General features: G+C 69.6%; 13 protein-coding genes. 8 read left to right on the top strand and 5 right to left on the bottom strand.

The genetic code is table 11. The features are described 5' to 3' along the window. Positions 1–82: 82 nt before the first annotated feature. Positions 83–922 (top strand): aldo/keto reductase, encoded by an 840-nt coding sequence (locus tag M8H82_RS10380; RefSeq protein ID WP_308293243.1) that lies wholly within the window; start codon positions 83–85, stop codon positions 920–922. Between the two features lie 27 nt (positions 923–949). Here the strand turns inward: M8H82_RS10380 and M8H82_RS10375 are convergent, their stop codons facing one another. Next, complete coding sequence (locus tag M8H82_RS10375) at positions 950–1,267, bottom strand: hypothetical protein (RefSeq protein ID WP_250072406.1); 318 nt, start codon at positions 1,265–1,267, stop codon at positions 950–952. Between the two features lie 155 nt (positions 1,268–1,422). Continuing rightward, a complete protein-coding gene (locus tag M8H82_RS10370) occupies positions 1,423–2,016 on the bottom strand; it encodes a TIGR03086 family metal-binding protein (protein ID WP_250072404.1) in 594 nt (197 codons plus the stop codon). 116 nt (positions 2,017–2,132) lie between these two features. On the opposite strand from M8H82_RS10370, the gene M8H82_RS10365 reads away from it, so the two are divergent. Together M8H82_RS10365 and M8H82_RS10360 are read left to right on the top strand one after the other, a co-directional pair. After that, complete coding sequence (locus M8H82_RS10365; protein WP_250072403.1) at positions 2,133–3,575, top strand: PLP-dependent aminotransferase family protein; 1,443 nt, start codon at positions 2,133–2,135, stop codon at positions 3,573–3,575. A gap of 73 nt (positions 3,576–3,648) precedes the next feature. Beyond that, the gene (locus tag M8H82_RS10360) at positions 3,649–4,140 is read left to right on the top strand and encodes a nucleotidyltransferase domain-containing protein (RefSeq protein ID WP_250072402.1); all 492 of its coding nucleotides are present in this window, start codon (positions 3,649–3,651) and stop codon (positions 4,138–4,140) included. A gap of 34 nt (positions 4,141–4,174) precedes the next feature. Here M8H82_RS10360 and M8H82_RS10355 read toward each other — a convergent pair whose 3' ends face one another. Continuing rightward, positions 4,175–4,636 (bottom strand): ATP-binding protein, encoded by a 462-nt coding sequence (locus tag M8H82_RS10355; RefSeq protein ID WP_250072401.1) that lies wholly within the window; start codon positions 4,634–4,636, stop codon positions 4,175–4,177. A 336-nt stretch (positions 4,637–4,972) separates the two neighbouring features. On the opposite strand from M8H82_RS10355, the gene M8H82_RS10350 reads away from it, so the two are divergent. Continuing rightward, positions 4,973–5,212, top strand: coding sequence for a hypothetical protein (locus tag M8H82_RS10350; RefSeq protein ID WP_250072400.1), 240 nt, complete (start codon positions 4,973–4,975; stop codon positions 5,210–5,212). Between the two features lie 72 nt (positions 5,213–5,284). Here the strand turns inward: M8H82_RS10350 and M8H82_RS10345 are convergent, their stop codons facing one another. Further along, positions 5,285–8,536: a GH32 C-terminal domain-containing protein gene (locus tag M8H82_RS10345; RefSeq protein WP_250072399.1), complete on the bottom strand. Its 3,252-nt coding sequence runs from the start codon at positions 8,534–8,536 to the stop codon at positions 5,285–5,287. 423 nt (positions 8,537–8,959) lie between these two features. Then, positions 8,960–11,896, bottom strand: a complete 2,937-nt coding sequence (locus tag M8H82_RS10340) for a GH32 C-terminal domain-containing protein (protein ID WP_250072398.1) — start codon at positions 11,894–11,896, stop codon at positions 8,960–8,962. A 260-nt stretch (positions 11,897–12,156) separates the two neighbouring features. On the opposite strand from M8H82_RS10340, the gene M8H82_RS10335 reads away from it, so the two are divergent. From M8H82_RS10335 to M8H82_RS10320, 4 genes are all read left to right on the top strand, one after another. Then, on the top strand, positions 12,157–13,191 hold the full coding sequence (locus M8H82_RS10335; RefSeq protein ID WP_250072396.1) for a LacI family DNA-binding transcriptional regulator: 1,035 nt from the start codon (positions 12,157–12,159) through the stop codon (positions 13,189–13,191). 186 nt (positions 13,192–13,377) lie between these two features. After that, entirely contained in the window at positions 13,378–14,637 is a 1,260-nt protein-coding gene (locus M8H82_RS10330; protein ID WP_250072394.1) for a sugar ABC transporter substrate-binding protein, read from the top strand. A 74-nt stretch (positions 14,638–14,711) separates the two neighbouring features. Continuing rightward, positions 14,712–15,647 carry a carbohydrate ABC transporter permease gene (locus M8H82_RS10325; protein WP_250072393.1) on the top strand — a complete coding sequence of 312 codons (936 nt, stop codon included), beginning with the start codon at positions 14,712–14,714 and terminating at the stop codon, positions 15,645–15,647. Position 15,648: 1 nt separating this feature from the next. Continuing rightward, positions 15,649–16,521: a carbohydrate ABC transporter permease gene (locus tag M8H82_RS10320; RefSeq protein ID WP_250072388.1), complete on the top strand. Its 873-nt coding sequence runs from the start codon at positions 15,649–15,651 to the stop codon at positions 16,519–16,521. Positions 16,522–16,550: the final 29 nt, after the last annotated feature.

The raw sequence follows: 16,550 nt of genomic DNA, 5'->3' as shown, positions 1-16,550 counted from the left end.
ATGAGCAGGCCGCACGGGGGCCTGTTCCGGAAGGTCAACTGCGCTGTTAGCGTTGCCTCTTGAGCGAGGGGGAAGTCAACACGTGACATCGGCAGCGTTTTGTATCGGCGGGGATCTGAAAGTGCGGCGGCTGGGGTTCGGGGCCATGCACTTGCCGACGGACCCGGGCCCGGACCGCGAGAACTCTCTCGCCGTCGCCCGGCGAGCCGTCGAACTGGGTGTCACCCTGATCGACACCGCGTACCTGTACGGCGGAGGAGCCAATGAGGAACTGCTGGTCGAGGCACTGCACCCCTACCCGGACGGGCTGCTGATCACCACCAAGGTGGGCGTTGCCCGGTCGGGCCCCTCGGGCGACTGGAAGCTCGACGGGCGGCCGGCCGTGCTGCGGGAGCAGGTCGAGCAGGCGCTCCGCCGACTGCGTATGGAGCGGATCGAACTGCTGCAACTGCACCGCATCGACCCCGACACGCCGCTCGCCGACCAGGTGGGCACGCTGCGGGACTTGCAGGCCGAGGGCAAGATCGGCCGGATCGGGCTCTCCGAGGTCACCGTCGACCAACTCGACCAGGCACGCGCAATCGTCGACATCGCGAGCGTGCAGAACCGGTACAACCTGCTCGACCGCGAGCACGAGGCCGTGCTCGCGGCCTGCGAAGGGGCAGGCATCGCCTTCCTGCCGTGGCGCCCCGTGGCGTGGGGCGATTCGGGGGCGCAGGCGGAGGTCGCCGCCGTGGCCGCCGAACTCGACGCCACCCCCACCCAGGTCGCGCTCGCCTGGCTTCTCGGCCACTCCCCCGTGATCCTCCCGATCCCGGGCACCGCCCGGATCGCTCACTTGGAGGAGAACCTCGCTGCGGAGCGTATCGAGATGACGCCGGTGCACCGTGAGCGCCTCGACCGTCTGGCCGAAGTGGCATAGGGCGCCTGCGCGCCGGCCACCTCCACGTCAGCCGAGCTGCCGGGGCGCCTCCCCCGCGGCACGGCAGCGGTCGTCGGACCTCAGCCATGCCTCCGCGTCCCGCCGTATCTGCGCCGCGTCGAAGGTCTCGTACTCCCAGAGCACCGACCGGGTCGTGCCTCGCTCCCGGTACTCGTCCATGATCGCGACATGGTCCGGCAGGCGTACGAACTCCGCCATGGCCCGCCGCTCCGTCCACACCGAGATCGATCCGCAGCGGCGGGTCAGGGGCGCGACCCACAGCCACATGCCGACGGCTCCGCCGAGATGCGGCCAGTGCCGCCGCAGCGCCAAGCCGCGACGCACGATTCCGGGCAAGTCCCAGTATGCGTCGCTGGTGAAGTCGGTAACGCTGACGATCAGCGGGCCGCTCGGGCGACCGGGCATGCCGCTGTCGGCGTCGTGCGCCGCTGAGCGGTTACCGAGCCGGTCTCCGGCTGGGCCCTGGCACCAGCGGCTGGTCAGCATGGCGTCGGCGTCCACGACGGGTCGCGGCCGAGCAGGGCGAGCAACCGGTCGCCCTGCGGGGCGTCGTCGGGGACGGTGATCCGCGGGCGGAACGCGGCACCGGGCCCGCGGCCCTCGTCCGGGACCAGGGCGGCGATGCGCAGGGCGGCGGTGGTGAGTTCGGCGGAGGGCGCCCACGGCGCGTCGATCGTCACCGCGACATCCCAGGCATGGGCCACGTAGTCGAGCAGGTGGAAGCCGATCGCTGTCCAGCCCGGAACGGTGAAGCCCTCGCCGACCTCCGGCAGCGCGAACCTCCGCTCCAGTACGTCGTCTTCGGCGAACGCTGCGGTGACCTGGTCCACCGAGGCCTCGTACGCGCCGGCCGGGTCATCGCCGAGGTCGCCGTCGCGCCACACGGCCCACGTCTCGCCCGCGCCGCGGGCAGCGGCGGCGAACCCCTCGTTCTGACTGACCAGATGACGAACCAGGCCGTACAGGGTCCAGTCCGCGCACGGCGTCGCCCACCGCAAGTGATCGGCCTTCACCTGGGAGATCACCTCCCCGGTCAGCAACAGCGCCTGGCGGTCCAGTCGTCGTATGTCCATGACAGGAGCGTAAATTTCGCAGTGGCTCAGCTCCAGAGCCAATATGCTGCCAAGTGATTGGGCCACTGGCCGGGTGAGAAGCACACACAGGTGAGCCCGGAACGGAAAGAGCCGCGATGGACGTGCACGTCACGCTGGCCGGACAACGCGACCTGTCCGGGCAGATCTACCGCCAGGTGCGCACCGCGATCCATGACGGACTGCTCAGGCCCGGCGATCCGCTGCCCCCGACAAGGGAGTTGGCCCGGCGCCTCGCGGTGGCCCGCAATACCGTCGGCGTCGCCTACGAACGGCTCGTCGCCGAGGGATACGCGGACAGCAAAGTCGGCTCCGGGACCTTTGTGCGTACGACCGGACTGCCCACGCAGGGGGCCGCGACCGCCACCGACACCGGCGCCTCGGGACTGCGCCCCCGCGCCCTGTGGGCGGGCCTGTCCCCCTGGGCCGACCCGGAATTCACGGGACCGACCAACGCGGCCCACGACTTCCGGGTCGGACTGCCGGATGCCCGGCTCTTCCCTTACGACTCCTGGCGCCCCCTGATCGCCCGGGAACTGCGCCTGTCGGGGGCCGGGGCGGTCGGGTACGGCGATCCGGCCGGCCACGCCGGGCTGCGGGCCGCACTCGCCCGGCACATCGGCCTCTCCCGCGGCGTGCGCACCGGCCCGGACGACGTACTGATCACCAACGGCACCCAGCAAGCCCTGGACCTCATCGGACGGGTGCTGCTCGAACCGGGCGACCGGGTGGCCGTGGAAGAGCCCGGCTACCCACCGGCCCGGCTGCCCTTCCTGGCACAGGGCGCCGAGGTCACAGGCGTACCGGTGGACGCCGAGGGCCTCCTGGTCGACGCCATCCCGCCGGACACGCGCGCCGTGTACGTCACCCCCGCCCACCAGTTCCCGCTCGGCATGCCGATGTCCCTGCGGCGCAGAACCGCGCTGCTGCGGTGGGCGCGGCAGCACGGTGCGGCAGTGATCGAGGACGACTACGACAGCGAATTCCGGTTCGGCGGGCGGCCGGTCGAGACGCTGCACAGCCTGGACCGGGACGGCCACGTCATCTATGTGGGCTCCTTCTCCAAGGTGATGATGCCCTCCCTGCGCGTCGGCTTCCTGGTGGCCCCGGCCCCGCTGCGCACAGCACTGCGCACCGCCAAGTACACCGCCGACTGGCACACATCGGTCCCCGTCCAGGCAGCGCTCGCCCGCTTCGTCGACGACGGGCAGCTCGCCCGGCACATCCGCCGGATGCAGCACACGTACGCAACCCGGCACCAAGCCGTCACCCGCGCGCTGACCGACCACTTCGCGGACCTGACCGAGCTGGTGCCGTCCACCGCGGGCATGCACGTCACCGCCTTCGCCCGAGGCCCCCTCGCCGAGCCCGGCGCCTTGGCGGACCGGGCCAGGCGGGCCCGGTCGTCCGGCGTGGCGGTCCACACCCTGGCGGAGGTCGCGGCGAACCGCTCCACACGCCCGGGCCTCGTCTTCGGCTACGGCTCGATCAGCGCCGCGGACATCGAGACGGGACTGCACCTCGTCTTCGTCCCGACGTAGGGACCATTCGAGGTGCGGCCGCTGACGAATTCGTTCGCTGTCCGCGGTGATCCTCTCTAGCCTGCGTGGGGTGATGAGAGCCGAAGACGTGCTGTCCGTCCTGGCTCTGCTGCGACGGGCAGAGGCAGATGTCTGGATCGGCGGAGGATGGGGGATCGATGCCTTGGTCGGCGAACAGACGCGGGGCCACCGCGACTTGGACCTGATGCACCGGCAGGACCAGGAAGCCGCTGTGGTGGCAGCTCTCCGGGAGGCGGGCTTCGTGGAGAGCCTGAACTGCAGACCCATTCGCTTCGTCGTCGCGGCTGCGGATGGCCGGGAGATCGACCTGCATCCTCTCGTCTTCTGTGCCGACGGCTCGGCGGTACAGGCGTCACCCGAACCGGAGCGCCCTTTCCTCTACCCCGCCTCGTGCTTCGTGACAGGCACCATTGAGGGGACGAGCGTCCCGTGTCTGTCCGCCGAGCAGCAGGTCTACTTTCATCAGGGATACGAGCCCACGGACCGCGATCGGCAGGACATGGCGCACCTCCGCCGGGTCTTCGGGATCGCCACCCACTTCTGAGCTCCGAGCCACCCCGCCCAGAACGGCTCATCCGTCACAGCACGCTGCCGGCCGGGTCCCCGCCGGGATCGTCGGCCAGAGCGACGGCGGCCCTGATGCGCTTGCCGACCGGCTCGCGTCGCATCTCGAAGCTGCGGCACACGCCGATCACGATCTCCAGGCCATGCTGTCCGACCCGGCCCGGATCAGGACTCTGGGCCACCGGAAGTGTCGGATCGGTGTCCCACACGCTGACTTCCACGGCGCCATCGCTGATCTCCATGTCCAGCAGGCAGGGGCCCGGCGCGTACTTCTGTGCGTTGGTCACCAGTTCGCTGACCACCAGCTGCACCATGCCCATCGCACGGCTCGACACCGGGATTCCGTGCTTGGCCTGTACCTCGGTCAAGAAGACGCGGGCAGCATCGCGGGCCTCGGCCACCGGTTCATGGCCGGCGAAGGTCACTGTCGAGAGGATCGGGCGGCTGGCCACTGGCAGATCTTCGTTTCCGGGCATCACAGGGCCACACCGTCACCCTCGTCCTGAGCAATACGGCTAAGGAACCTCGCCTACCCCCGAAACCACATCCCACACCTCACCAATCCACAGGCCGAAAACCGAGAGGTGAACGCCCCACGCAGCCCGTCAAGCGGTCGGAAAGCCAGGCCGCATCTTCCGGTCGCCGTCCGTGTACAACGAGATCCACCAGCGGAAAACGGCTGCTGGCAGTGCTTATTCAAGCACCTGATCTGGAGTACGTATGGACCCTTATTTGGTCAAACTGGGGTCTTCTACTCCTCACAGGCAACGCTTCGCCGTCCTCGCCGCCGCGTGGGCCGCCACGCTGCTGGTGTGGCTGGCATGGACGATCTCTCGAAGGTCCGCGATTGCGCCGGCCAGGGCGTCAAGGTGGAGGCGAAATCCGGAGCCGACCACGACTACATCGCCCGTGTCAAAGTCACCGGGCCCGTCGACGAGGCGCTGAAGGACTGCCGCTACTGGTACGGCCAGGACGGCGCGCGCTACCGCCAGCAGTTGGACTGCTCGACGATCATCCGTCTGGGTCCGCCTCTCGTGTACGACGACGCATAGCAGACGGACGCCCCTGCTCTGCAGCAGGGGCGTCCGTGAGCGCGATCCTTTCAGGTGTGGGCGGCTACCGGATCAGCTGGTCATGCCTTTCATCTTCCAGACGGTCATGGACTTGACCGTGCTGCCGTCGCCGAAGAGGCGCAGGCCGAGGGCGTCCTGGCGGAAGGGGTAGGCGCGGGTGGTGATGGACTTGTGGGAGTTGGCGTAGGCCTCGATCACCGAGCGGTCCACGAAGACGTCCAGGGTCAGGGTGCCGTTGGCGAGCGTCAGCGGTCCCTTGTGGATGCCCATGTTGGGCTCGGCGCTGGAGTTGGTGCCGGACCTGGTCCGGTCGACTCCCAGTTGGGCAGCTGCTGCGTCGTAGAAGAGGCGGGTGCGCTCCTCGTCTCCTGGGCTGCGCAGTACGTCGAGGCCGAAGGTGCCGGCGCTGCCGCGTTCGAGGGTCAGCTTGACGTGGAGCATGTCGCCCTTGACGTTCGCCAGGCGCTCGTTCGCGGCGGCGACGGACGTGGGGGCGGTGATGTTGACCAGGGGTTCGCCGTCGTGGAGGCGTGAGACCTCTTCGACGGGACGGAACCCGAGGTCACCGTCGGGCCGCATGGACAGTTCGATGGGCAGACCGGCGTTGTGGGCCCAGCCGGCGTCGTAGTGGGCGCGCTCGGTACGGCGGTCCTGCGCGATGCTGAAGACCAGCGAGCGTTCCTTGTCGTCGACCATCCCGCTGGGACCGGTGAAGTGGTCGCCGTAGTCCATCAGCTTCGGCTCCGTGGTGTCCGGCGTCCAGCGGCGGGCCTGCGCGTCCCAGGTGCCGACCCAGTAGTAGACGTACTTGCTGCTGTACTCGCCCGGCCCGGCCGGGAAGGCGGGGTTGATGAGCAGGGCACGGCGTTCGCGGCCCTGGGCGTCCTTGCCGATGGGCAGGAAGGTGGGCAGTTCCCAGACCTGGCCGGTCTTGGGGTGGGCCGCCACGTCACCGGTCATGAGCGGTCCGACGTACGTCCAGTCGGTGAGGTTCTTGGAGGTGTACAGCAGGGCCGTGCCGCCGATGTCCTTGCCGTCGGTGCTCTGCACGCCGGAGCCCATCAGCTGGAACCAGGTGTCGCCCTCCTGCCACACGAACGGGTCGCGGAAGTCCCCGAAGCGGACCTTGCGCCCGGCGCCGACATTGAGGTCGGCGGTCTGGCTGGTGACGAGGGTGGGGTGCATCTTCCACTCGACGAGGTCACTGTCGTCGGGGTCGACGGGGCGGGCGAGGCCGGTCGCCTGGTTGGGGCGCTGGGCGTCGTTGCCGGCGGTGAACAGCAGGACGGGTACGCCGTTCTCGTCGTAGGCCGCATCGCCCGACCAGACTCCGTCCGGGGCCACGCTGTCCTCGGTCGGGGCCAGTGCCACGGGCAGGTCGCGCCAGTTGACGAGGTCCTCGCTCACCGCGTGTCCCCAGGCGATGTTGTGCCAGTAGGGGCCGTGGGAGTTGTGCTGGTAGAAGAGGTGGTACTTGCCCTTGTACTGGATCGGGGCGTTGGGCTCGTTCATCCAGTGGTTCGGGGCGGTGAAGTGGTAGCCCGGACGGTAGCGGTCGCCGTCGTAGCGCGAGCGGTCCATCGCCATGCGGGCCGTGGGCGTGACGCCTCCGGCGAAGGTCTGTACGTCCTTGGTGTGTCCGGCGGCCACCGATGCGGGGGTGAGCGCTCCGGTGTGGATCTTCACCTCGTCGATCAGTCCGTTGAACATGTTGACGGCGAACGTGCCGTTGATGATGGCGGGTTGGTTGTGCCGGCCGATGATCAGGGGTACGTCGGCCTTGGCCAGCCGTGCGCCGGAGGGGATGGCGGTCTGGGCGACCTGCTCGCCGTTGAGGAAGAGCCGGATCGCTCCGTCGCCCGGCGCGAACACGGCCGACAGGTGCGCCCACTTGCCCGCCGCCAGCGCGGCCGACTTGGGAACGGTCACCTCGTACCACGCATCGCCGGTGCCGACGCCGAACTGCCACCGGCCGTGTCGGCCGACGCCGAGGGAGAAGCCTCGCTTGGCCCCCTTGTCCTGCTGGTTGACCACCGCCGAGGGCTTGCCGTCGTCACCCCACTCGAACGCGCGCGGCGCGACCCACGCCTCGACGCTCAGGCCGTCCGTGGGCAGTTCCGTCTGCGCCGCGGCGCGGGTGACCCAGGTGGAGTAGCCGTCGAAGAGCAGCGCGCCGGACAGTACGCCGTCGTCCTCGCGCTTGGGCCGCCACAGCGGATCGCTGTCCGGCTTGTACTGGGCGTCGTTGAAGACGTAGCTGATGGGGTCGGCGGCCTCGCTGATCCTCTCCCTGGTCGTGGTGCCCTTGCCTTCGGAGAAGTCCCAGTGGGCGGCGAGGCCCGTCGAGCCGTCGGGCGCCTTGTCGATCCCGACGCGGACGTCGTCGAGGCTGATGTGGCCCCAGCCGCCGGTGGCCTTGTCGACGACAGTGACGCGCAGCTGCTCACCGAGGTGCGCGCGTGCGTCCCAGGTGACGCGGCGGTAGGTCTCGTCGTCGGTGCCGGTGGCCTTCTTCAGCACCGTCCCGTCGAGCGTGGTGAGCGCAACGTAGAGGTCGTTCTCGTTACGGCCGCCGGAGACCAGGGCGCTGACCATGCCGGTGCCGGTCAGGGTGAACGGCTCCGAAGTGGCCGTGCCGGTGGCGCCGTCGCCGCCCGCGGCGAAGCCCCACAGGTGGTAGGTGCCCTGCTGGTTGAAGCAACAGCCCCAGCCCCAGCCGGTCTTGTCGGTGACCGCGCCGGTGAAGGCCGCCCCCGTGGTCGTCCAGCCGCTCATGTTGCCGGTCTCGAAGCCGGGGTTCGACAGCGTGCTCTCTCGCGGCGCGGGGTCGGTTCCGACGCGGACGTCGTCGAGGTTGATGTGGCCCCAGCCGCCGGTGGCTTTGTCGACGACGGTGATGCGCAGCTGCTTGCCGAGGTGTTCGCGTGCGTCCCAGGTGACGCGGCGGTAGGTCTCGTCGTCGGTGCCGGTGGCCTTCTTCAGCACGGTCCCGTCGAGCGTGGTGAGCGCGACGTAGAGGTCGCTTTCGTTGCGGCCGCCGGAGACCAGGGCGCTGACCATGCCGGTGCCGGTCAGAGTGAAGGCCTCGGACGTCACCGTTCCGGTGGCGGCGTCACCGCCCGCGGCGAACCCCCACAGGTGGTAGCTGCCCTGCTGGTTGAAGCAACAGCCCCAGCCCCAGCCCGGCTTGTCGGTGACCGCGCCGGTGAACGCCGTCCCGGTCGTTGTCCAGCCGCTCAGGTTGCCGCTCTCGAAATCGGGGTTCGACAGGGCGGTCCCGCTCGCTCCGGCGGGTGATGCCATCAGGGGCGAGGCCAGGCCGAGACACATCGCGAAGGCCAGGAGCAGCCTCAGGATCAGGGGTGAGGGCCTTGTCGTGGTTCTCGCCGTTGAGCGTGGGCGCATGGGTACCTCCGGTTGTGGGGTGTGGTGCGGGACTGGGGAGAGCGGCCGCCGTGAGCGGCGGTCGCGGTCAGGTGAGGGGCAGCAGCCGGCCGGCGCCGCGTCCGGTGCGCTCGGCGGGTTCGCCCCAGGGAGGGTGCGGGTCAGGGCGGCGGCGCGAGTGGGGCGTGGTGCAGTCCTCGGTGACGTCCTCGAGGGCCTGCTGCGGCCGCGAACTGACTGCGGGGGGTGTCCGGTTTCCCGGGCCCGGCCGGCCGGTCGCGGTACTGCTGTGACCGACGGCCAGGAAGGGAAGGGGAGTTGACGGCCGGAGCGGCCGGGGAGCTACTGCCGGCGGACCGGCACGTTGACGTCGTCCACGTTGATGTGGCCCCAGCCGCCCGTCGCCCGGTCGACGACCTCGACGTAGATCCGCTCACCGAGGTGGTCGGCGAGGTCGAAGACGACGCGGCGGTACTGCTCGCCGCCGCGGCCGGTCGCCTTGGCCAGGATCTTGCCGTCGTCGGCGCGGACCACGGCGGCGTAGAGCCGGTCGGGGTCGTTGCCGCCGGAGACGAGCAGGTCGACCACGCCGTCCCCGCCGAGGACGACGGTGGCGGATCGCAGCACCCCGGTGGCGTCGTCGCCGCCCGCGTCCGGGTTGAAGCCCCACAGGTGGTGGCCGGCGTCGTCGTCCCCGGTGTCGGCCTGGTAGAAGGAGCCGCCCCAGCCCCAGTCGGTGCGCGTGGTGACGTTGGCGTCGCTGAAGGTGGTGCCCTCGACGACGGTCCATCCGGTGAGGTCGCCGGTGGCGAAGTCGTGGTTGGGCAGGGCGTCGACGTCCGTGGGGCGGGGCGGATCGTAGGCGGCGGGCGCGACGGAGGTGTCGTAGGCGCCGTTCATCCGCCAGACGTCCAGCTCCACCACGCTCGGGGAGCCTCCTTCCCCGGTCAGGCGCAGGCCGGTGGCGTCCTGCCTGGTGGGGTAGACACGGCTGGTGATGCTGTTGGCTCCGTTGACGTACGCCTCCAGCATCGAACGGTCGAGCAGGACTCGCAGGTGCAGGCGGCCGTCGTCCAGTTCGACCGTGCCGCCGTGCACGCCCTTGCGTACGTCCGGATCGAGGCTGGAGCGTCCGCGGTCGATGAAGAAGCGCTGCTTGGCCGTGTCGTAGGAGAGCAGGGTTTCCTCGGTGCCGTCGGGGCAGGCCCGCACCGCGAGGCTGATCGTCCGCGCGCCGCGCGGTTCGATGACGGCGTGGATGTCGAGGAGGTCGCCGCGGACCCCGGCGAGTCGCCGGTTCGCCTCCTTGAGGGAGGCCTGGCGGATGCGGGCGAGCAGCTTGCCGCGCAGTGCGGCGGCCTCGGCGATGGGTTCGACGCCGAGGCGGCCGTCGCGGCGCAGCGTCAGGCTGACGGGCATTCCGGCGTTGTGGGCCCAGCCGGACTGGGCGTGCTGCTGCTCGCTGCGCCGGTCCTGGGTGATGCTGAAGACGACGGAGCGGCCGTCGGGGGTGACGAAGCCGGACGGGCCGGTGAAGTGCTCGCCGAAGTCGAACTCACGGGGCTCGTCGTGGTCGGGCAGGAAACGGCAGGCACGCTTGTCGAAGGTGCCGATCCAGTAGTAGGTGTGCTTGACGGCGTTCGGGTTGAACCCCTCCCACCAGGGACAGATCAGCAGGATGTGCTTGCCGGTGCGCCTGCCGCCGGAGCCGGGCAGCGGAAGCAGGACGGGCAGCTCCCACACCTCGCCGGGCTCGGGCCGGGTCGCGAGGTCGTTGGAGTGCAGGGGACCGCGGTAGGTCCAGGGGCCCTCGGGCCGGCGGGCGGTGTAGACGAGGGCGGTGCCCCCGTGCTTGCGGGCCACCCGCGTGCCGTCGTAGTCGACGATGCCGCTGCCGACGAGCTGGTACCAGACGCCGTCCTCCTCCCAGACGAACGGGTCGCGGAAGTTCTCCGCCCAGGCGGTGCCGGGCTCGGCGGGCAGACCCGCCGGTGCCTCGGTGACCGGCTCGGACTTCATGGTCCAGGTGGGCAGGTCGGTGTCCTTGTCGGCCGGGTACGTCGACACGGCGAGCCCGGTCCGCTGGCGGTAGGGCAGCCGGTCGTCGCCGCCGGTGAAGAAGAGGACCGGCCCGCGGTCGCCGTCGACGAACGCCGAGCCCGACCAGCAGCCGTCCGGCCCGACCGAGCCGGCGGCGGGAGCGAGGGCGGGCGGAAGGTCCCGCCAGTGCACCATGTCGGTGCTGACCGCGTGCCCCCAGTGGATCTGGCCCCAGAACGGGCCGAGCGGGTTGTGCTGGTAGAAGATGTGGTATTTGCCCTTGAAGTAGACGGGCGCGTGGGGCTCGTTCATCCAGTGCCAGGGCGGCAGCAGGTGGAACTGGGGGCGGTGCCGGTCCCCGTCGAAGCGGCTGCGGTGCGGGGTGAGGTCCGGCCGGGGTATGCGTCGGCCGGGGAGGGCGGCGACCTGATCGGTGTGCTCCTGGCGCGCGGTCGGTTCGTCCAGGGTGCCCGGGCGGATGACGAGGCTGTCCATCAGCCCCATGTACATGTTGGCGTGGAACTCGCCGTTGAGCAGCGTGGCGCGGTTGTGCCGGCCGATCAGCAGCGGCTCGTCCGGGGCGAGGACGGGGGCGGTGTCCGGGGTGGCGGCGGTGCCGATCGGCCGGCCGTCGCGGTACAGGCGCAGCTGCTGGGCGGCGGGGTCGTAGGTGGCTGCCACATGTGTCCACCGGTCCTTGGCCGCGGGCTCGTCGGGGGCGCCCTTGACCTCGATCAGGCCGTCCCCGAAGCCGAGCTGGAAGACGATCTGCCCGAAGCGGCGCAGGCCGAGCAGGAAGCCGCGTCCGGTGTCGGGGTTGTGCTGGTTGACCAGTGCCTGGGGTTTGCCGTCGATGCCGTGCTCGTAGGCGTACGGCGCGATCCACACGTCGAGGGTGAGGCCGGCGGAGGGGTCGAGGTCGCCGGGGCCGTCGGCGGTGACGAGGGTCGAGTAGCCGTCGAAGTACAGGGCCCGGCCGCGTACCCCGCGGCGGCGGACGGGGTCGCTGTCGGGCTTGTAGCGGGCGTCGTTGAAGACGTAGCCGACGGGGTCGGTGGCGCCGGAGACGGCCTCGAGTGTGAGCGCTCCGGTTCGCTCGTCGAAGTCCCAGCGCGCGCTGGGAGCGGCGGGCCGGGCCCGGCTGGGCGCGGCGGCGGCGGGAGCGGAAGCGAACGAGAACGGGACGATCGCACCGCCCACGGCGGCGGACACGACGCTGAGGGCCGTTCTTCTCCTCATGGCTGACTCCTGGAACAGTGCGGCAGGGCATCGCCATGCCAAATCGGTTTAACTGCGTGGCTCGGCATCGTTCGCCCGCTCTCGCCGCTAAAGCAAGAGCTAATGCACGGCGATTTACCTGGCCGTCACAGAGAGCCGGACGAAAGGTGCAAAACTGCACCGTTGCCGGTTCGAGATGTCCGGGGTGTTGACATCGAGCCATCAGCGATTCAATCTCGTCACAGCCTTGCTAATACGATTTAACGAAGCGGGAGCCGCTGATGTCTGAACGCCGCGTGACCATGGCCGACGTTGCCCGCATGGCGGGCGTCTCGCCGACCACCGCGTCGTTCGCGCTGTCCGGCCGCACCGACATGCGCATCTCGGAGGCCTCCCGGGCCCGCGTGCTGCAGGTCGCAAAGGAACTGGGCTACCGCCCCAACGTCACGGCACGCAGCCTGCGCACGAAGTCGACTCAGACCATCGGGTTCGTGTCCGACATGATCACCACCACCCCGTTCGCGGGCGACGTGATCCGCGGCGCCCTCGAGGCCGCCCGTGAACGCGACCACCTGCTGTTCATCACGGAGGCAGGCGGCGACCGCGCCGCCGAGTCGTCACTGGTGCACGCGCTGCTCGACCGCCAGGTCGACGCGGTCATCTACGCGACCATGTTCACCCGCTACATCACCCCGCCCAAGGAGCTCCACGGGCAGCGGATGGTGCTGCTGAACTGCCTGGCGCCCGGCTTCGACGCGCCCTCGGTGGTGCCCGACGAACTGCAGGCCGGCCGGGACGCGGCGCGCGCCCTGCTGGCGGCCGGTCACACCCACGGCATCTGGGCGATCGGCGGCCACCTGGCCGTGCCCGCCACCCCCGAGGGAAACATCGCCGGCAACGAGCGCATGCGCGGGCTTGAAGAGGTTCTGCGTGCGGGCGGGGCCCGCCTGGACGGCGTCATCGAGTGCGACTGGAACACCCCGGACGGCTACCGCGAGGTCAGCGCGCTGCTGAGGGCGGGCCACCGCCCGCGAGCGCTGGTCTGCCTGACCGATCGGGTGTCCTTCGGGGCCTACCAGGCGCTGGGCGAGGCGGGACTGTCCGTGCCCGGTGACGTGTCGGTGGTCTCCTTCGACGACCAGGACATCGCGTCCGCCCTGCGCCCGGCGCTCACCACCGTGAAGCTGCCGCACTACCAGCTCGGCCGCCTGGCCGTGGAGCTGATCTTGCGTCAGGGGCCGCTGGAGGCAGCCGTCCACCGGGTGGCCATGCCGCTGCAGGAACGTGATTCCATCGGCGCCCCCGCCATGGACTGACGAAAGCCCCCCAAAAAAAGGTCGTCCTGCCGCCGGGCGAAAACCCGGGCGGCAGGACGGTCACCGAAAGACAGCGACCGACGCAACCGGTCGCACCGGCGGGTCCGGCAAGACCCGCCTCAGTGAGATGGAGGAAACCCCGTGGTGTGGAAAACAAGGCGCCTCGCTGGTGCGAGTGTAGCCGCAGTGGCGGCGACCGCGCTGGTCGCCGGATGCGCCTCCGGAGACGGCGGTGCCTCGTCCGGAGCCAGCGGCGACACCCTGACCCTGTGGACGCACAACGCCGGCAACTCGGCCGAACTCGACGTCGTCAAGAAGATCATCAAGGATTTCAACGCCTCCCAGACCACGTACAAGGTCAAGCTCCAGGCGTTCCCGCAGAACGACTACAACAGCTCCGTCGTCGCCGCGGCCTCGGCCCGCAAGCTGCCCTGCCTGCTCGATGTCGACGGCCCCAACGTCGCGAACTGGGCCTGGGGCGGCTACCTCTCCCCCATCGACGTCTCGGGCAGCGAGGTGCCCCTCGACGACCAGCTCGCCAGCACGGTGGGCCGCTATCAGGACAAGCTCTACGCCTTCGGCTTCTACGACGTCGCCCTGACCCACTTCGCCCGCAAGTCGGTGCTCAACGAGCACGGCATCCGCATCCCGACCATGGACAAGCCCTGGACCAAGGCCGAGTTCGACGCCGCCCTGGCCAAGCTCAAGAAGAGCGGAGAGTTCGACTACCCGCTGGAGATGGGCACCGGCGGCAGTGGTGAGTGGTGGTCCTACGCCTACTCCCCGCAGCTGCAGAGCTTCGGCGGCGACCTGATCGACCGCGACGGATACAAGGCCGCCTCCGGCACCCTCGACGGCCCCGAGTCCGTCGAGTGGGCCACCTGGTTCCACTCGCTGGTGGCCAAGGGCTATATCGCCAAGAAGTCCGGCGCAGACCCCAACAAGGACTTCCTGGCCGGCAAGAGCGCCATCCAGTGGGACGGCAGCTGGAACGCGGCCAAGAACGCCGACAAGCTCGGCGACGACCTGGCGATCATCCCGCCGGTCGACTTCGGCAACGGCCCCAAGATCGGTGGCGCGTCCTGGCAGTGGGCGATGAGCTCCAGCTGCTCCAACAAGGACGGCGCCCAGGCGTGGCTGAAGTTCTCCCGCCAGACGAAGTACTTCGTCGACTACGCCGAGGCCACCGGAACTCTCCCGGCCACCGAGGCCGCGGCCCAGCAGATCGACGGCTACGAGCCGGGCGGGCAGTTCAACGACCTCGTGGAGTTCGCCCGCGAGTACGCGGAGGTGCGCCCGGTGACCCCGGCCTACCCCTACATCTCCACCGAGTTCGAGAAGGCGGCCAAGGACATCCTGGCCGGCGCCGACCCCAAGGAAGCGCTCGGCCAGGCCGCGAAGGACATCGACAACAACCTCAAGACGAACAACTACTACGCCGGCTGACCCACCCGGTCCGGTTCGGGCCCTGATCGCGCTCACCCGCGTGCCCGAACCGGACCGGCCCTCCTGGAGCTACCGTGACCACCAAGACCGCAGCCCTCGGCCGGCTGCGTCCGGTACGAAGAGCACGACCGACCCGCACCCGCCGCCGTGAGCGCCTCACCGCCGTCGGCATGGCCACACCGGCCATCGTGCTGCTGATCGTCTTCCTCGTCGTACCGGTCGTCCTCGCCTTCGCCCTGGCATTCACCGACGCCCGACTCATCTCCCCCACCCCGGCCCGCTTCGTGGGCCTGCGCAACTTCCGGCTGCTCTTCGAGGACCCGGTCTTCTACAAGTCCCTGCGCAACACGGCCTACTTCGCCGCCGTCGTCGTCCCGCTGCAAGCAGGCCTCGCCCTCGCACTGGCGCTGCTGGTCAACGCGAAAGTACGCGGCGTCAACTTCTTCCGGACCGTCTACTTCCTGCCCGTCGTGACCTCGATGGTCGTGGTCTCCCTGCTGTGGACCTTCCTCTACCGCGAGGACGGCCTCGTCAACCACGTGATCTCGACCCTGACCTTCGGGCACCTCGACGGCCCGGACTGGCTGGGCGACCCGGACACCGCCATGCCCGCCATCATCTTGATGTCGGTGTGGCAGGGCGTCGGCTTCCACATGATCATCTGGCTGGCCGGCCTGCAGACCATCCCCGCCGAACTGTACGAAGCAGCCGACCTGGACGGAGCCACCCGCTGGCACCGCTTCCGCCACGTCACCTGGCCCGGACTGCGCGCCACCCGCACCTTCGTGCTCGTCACCATCACCATCGCGGCGTTCAGCCTGTTCACCCAGATCAGGGTGATGACCCAAGGCGGGCCCTTGGACTCCACCACGACGGTCGTCTACCAGGCGGTGCACTCCGGCTACGACCAGCAGCAGACCGCGTACGCGGCGGCCATCTCCCTGGTCTTCTTCGTGCTCGTCCTGAGCGTGTCCCTCGCCCAGCGCTTCCTGACCCGGGAGAAGGACTGACATGACCTCCTTCCTCAAGCACCTCGGCGGTCACGCCGGCCGCGTCGTCCTCGCCCTGGTCTTCGCGCTGCCCCTCCTGTTCATGCTGGTCTCCTCGTTCAAGACGGACGACCAGATCTTCGACGACCTCGGCTCCCTGCGCGCCTTCCTCCCGGCCGGCGCCCTGTCCCTGGACAACTACACCGGCGTCTTCGACCGCGTGCCCGCAGCACAGTTCCTGCTGAACTCGGTGATCATCTCCTCGGTCACCGTGATCCTGGGCGTCATCATCAACAGCATGGCCGCCTTCGCGCTGTCACGCATGGTCTGGCCGGGCCGCAAGGTCGTCATGACCGCGGTCATCGCCACCCTCATCGTGCCGTTCGAGACCTTCGCCCTGCCGCTGGTGTGGTGGGTCAACCAGCTGCCGCTGCTCCGCGTCAACGGCTTCGACCTGGAGTGGACCACCGGCTGGATGGACACCTACCAGGTGCAGATCGTCCCGTTCGTGGCCAACGCCTTCTCGATCTTCTTCTTCCACCAGTACTTCCAGAGCATCCCCAAGGAGATCGACGAGGCCGCCGTCATGGACGGCGCCGGCTGGTTCACGATCTACCGGCGGATCATCATGCCGCTGTCCGGACCGGCCGTGGCCACCGTCGCCATCCTCACCTTCCTGCCCGCCTGGAACTCCTACCTGTGGCCGCTCATGGTCATCCAGAGCGAGAACCTGCGACCGGTGATGGTCGGCATCTCCTACTTCTTCCAACTCAATGTCGGCTGGGGCCAGATCATGGCCTACTCCTCCATGATCACCGTGCCGATCCTGGCCCTGTTCGTGGCCTTCCAGCGCTCCTTCGTCAACAGCATCGCCTCCACCGGCGTCAAGGGCTGACAGCGCCTTTTCGACACCCCCCTTGGAAA

Source organism: Streptomyces sp. YS415 (assembly GCF_023544665.1).
In the GTDB taxonomy this organism is placed as follows: domain Bacteria; phylum Actinomycetota; class Actinomycetes; order Streptomycetales; family Streptomycetaceae; genus Streptomyces.
This window is presented reverse-complemented; position numbering and strand designations above follow the sequence as displayed.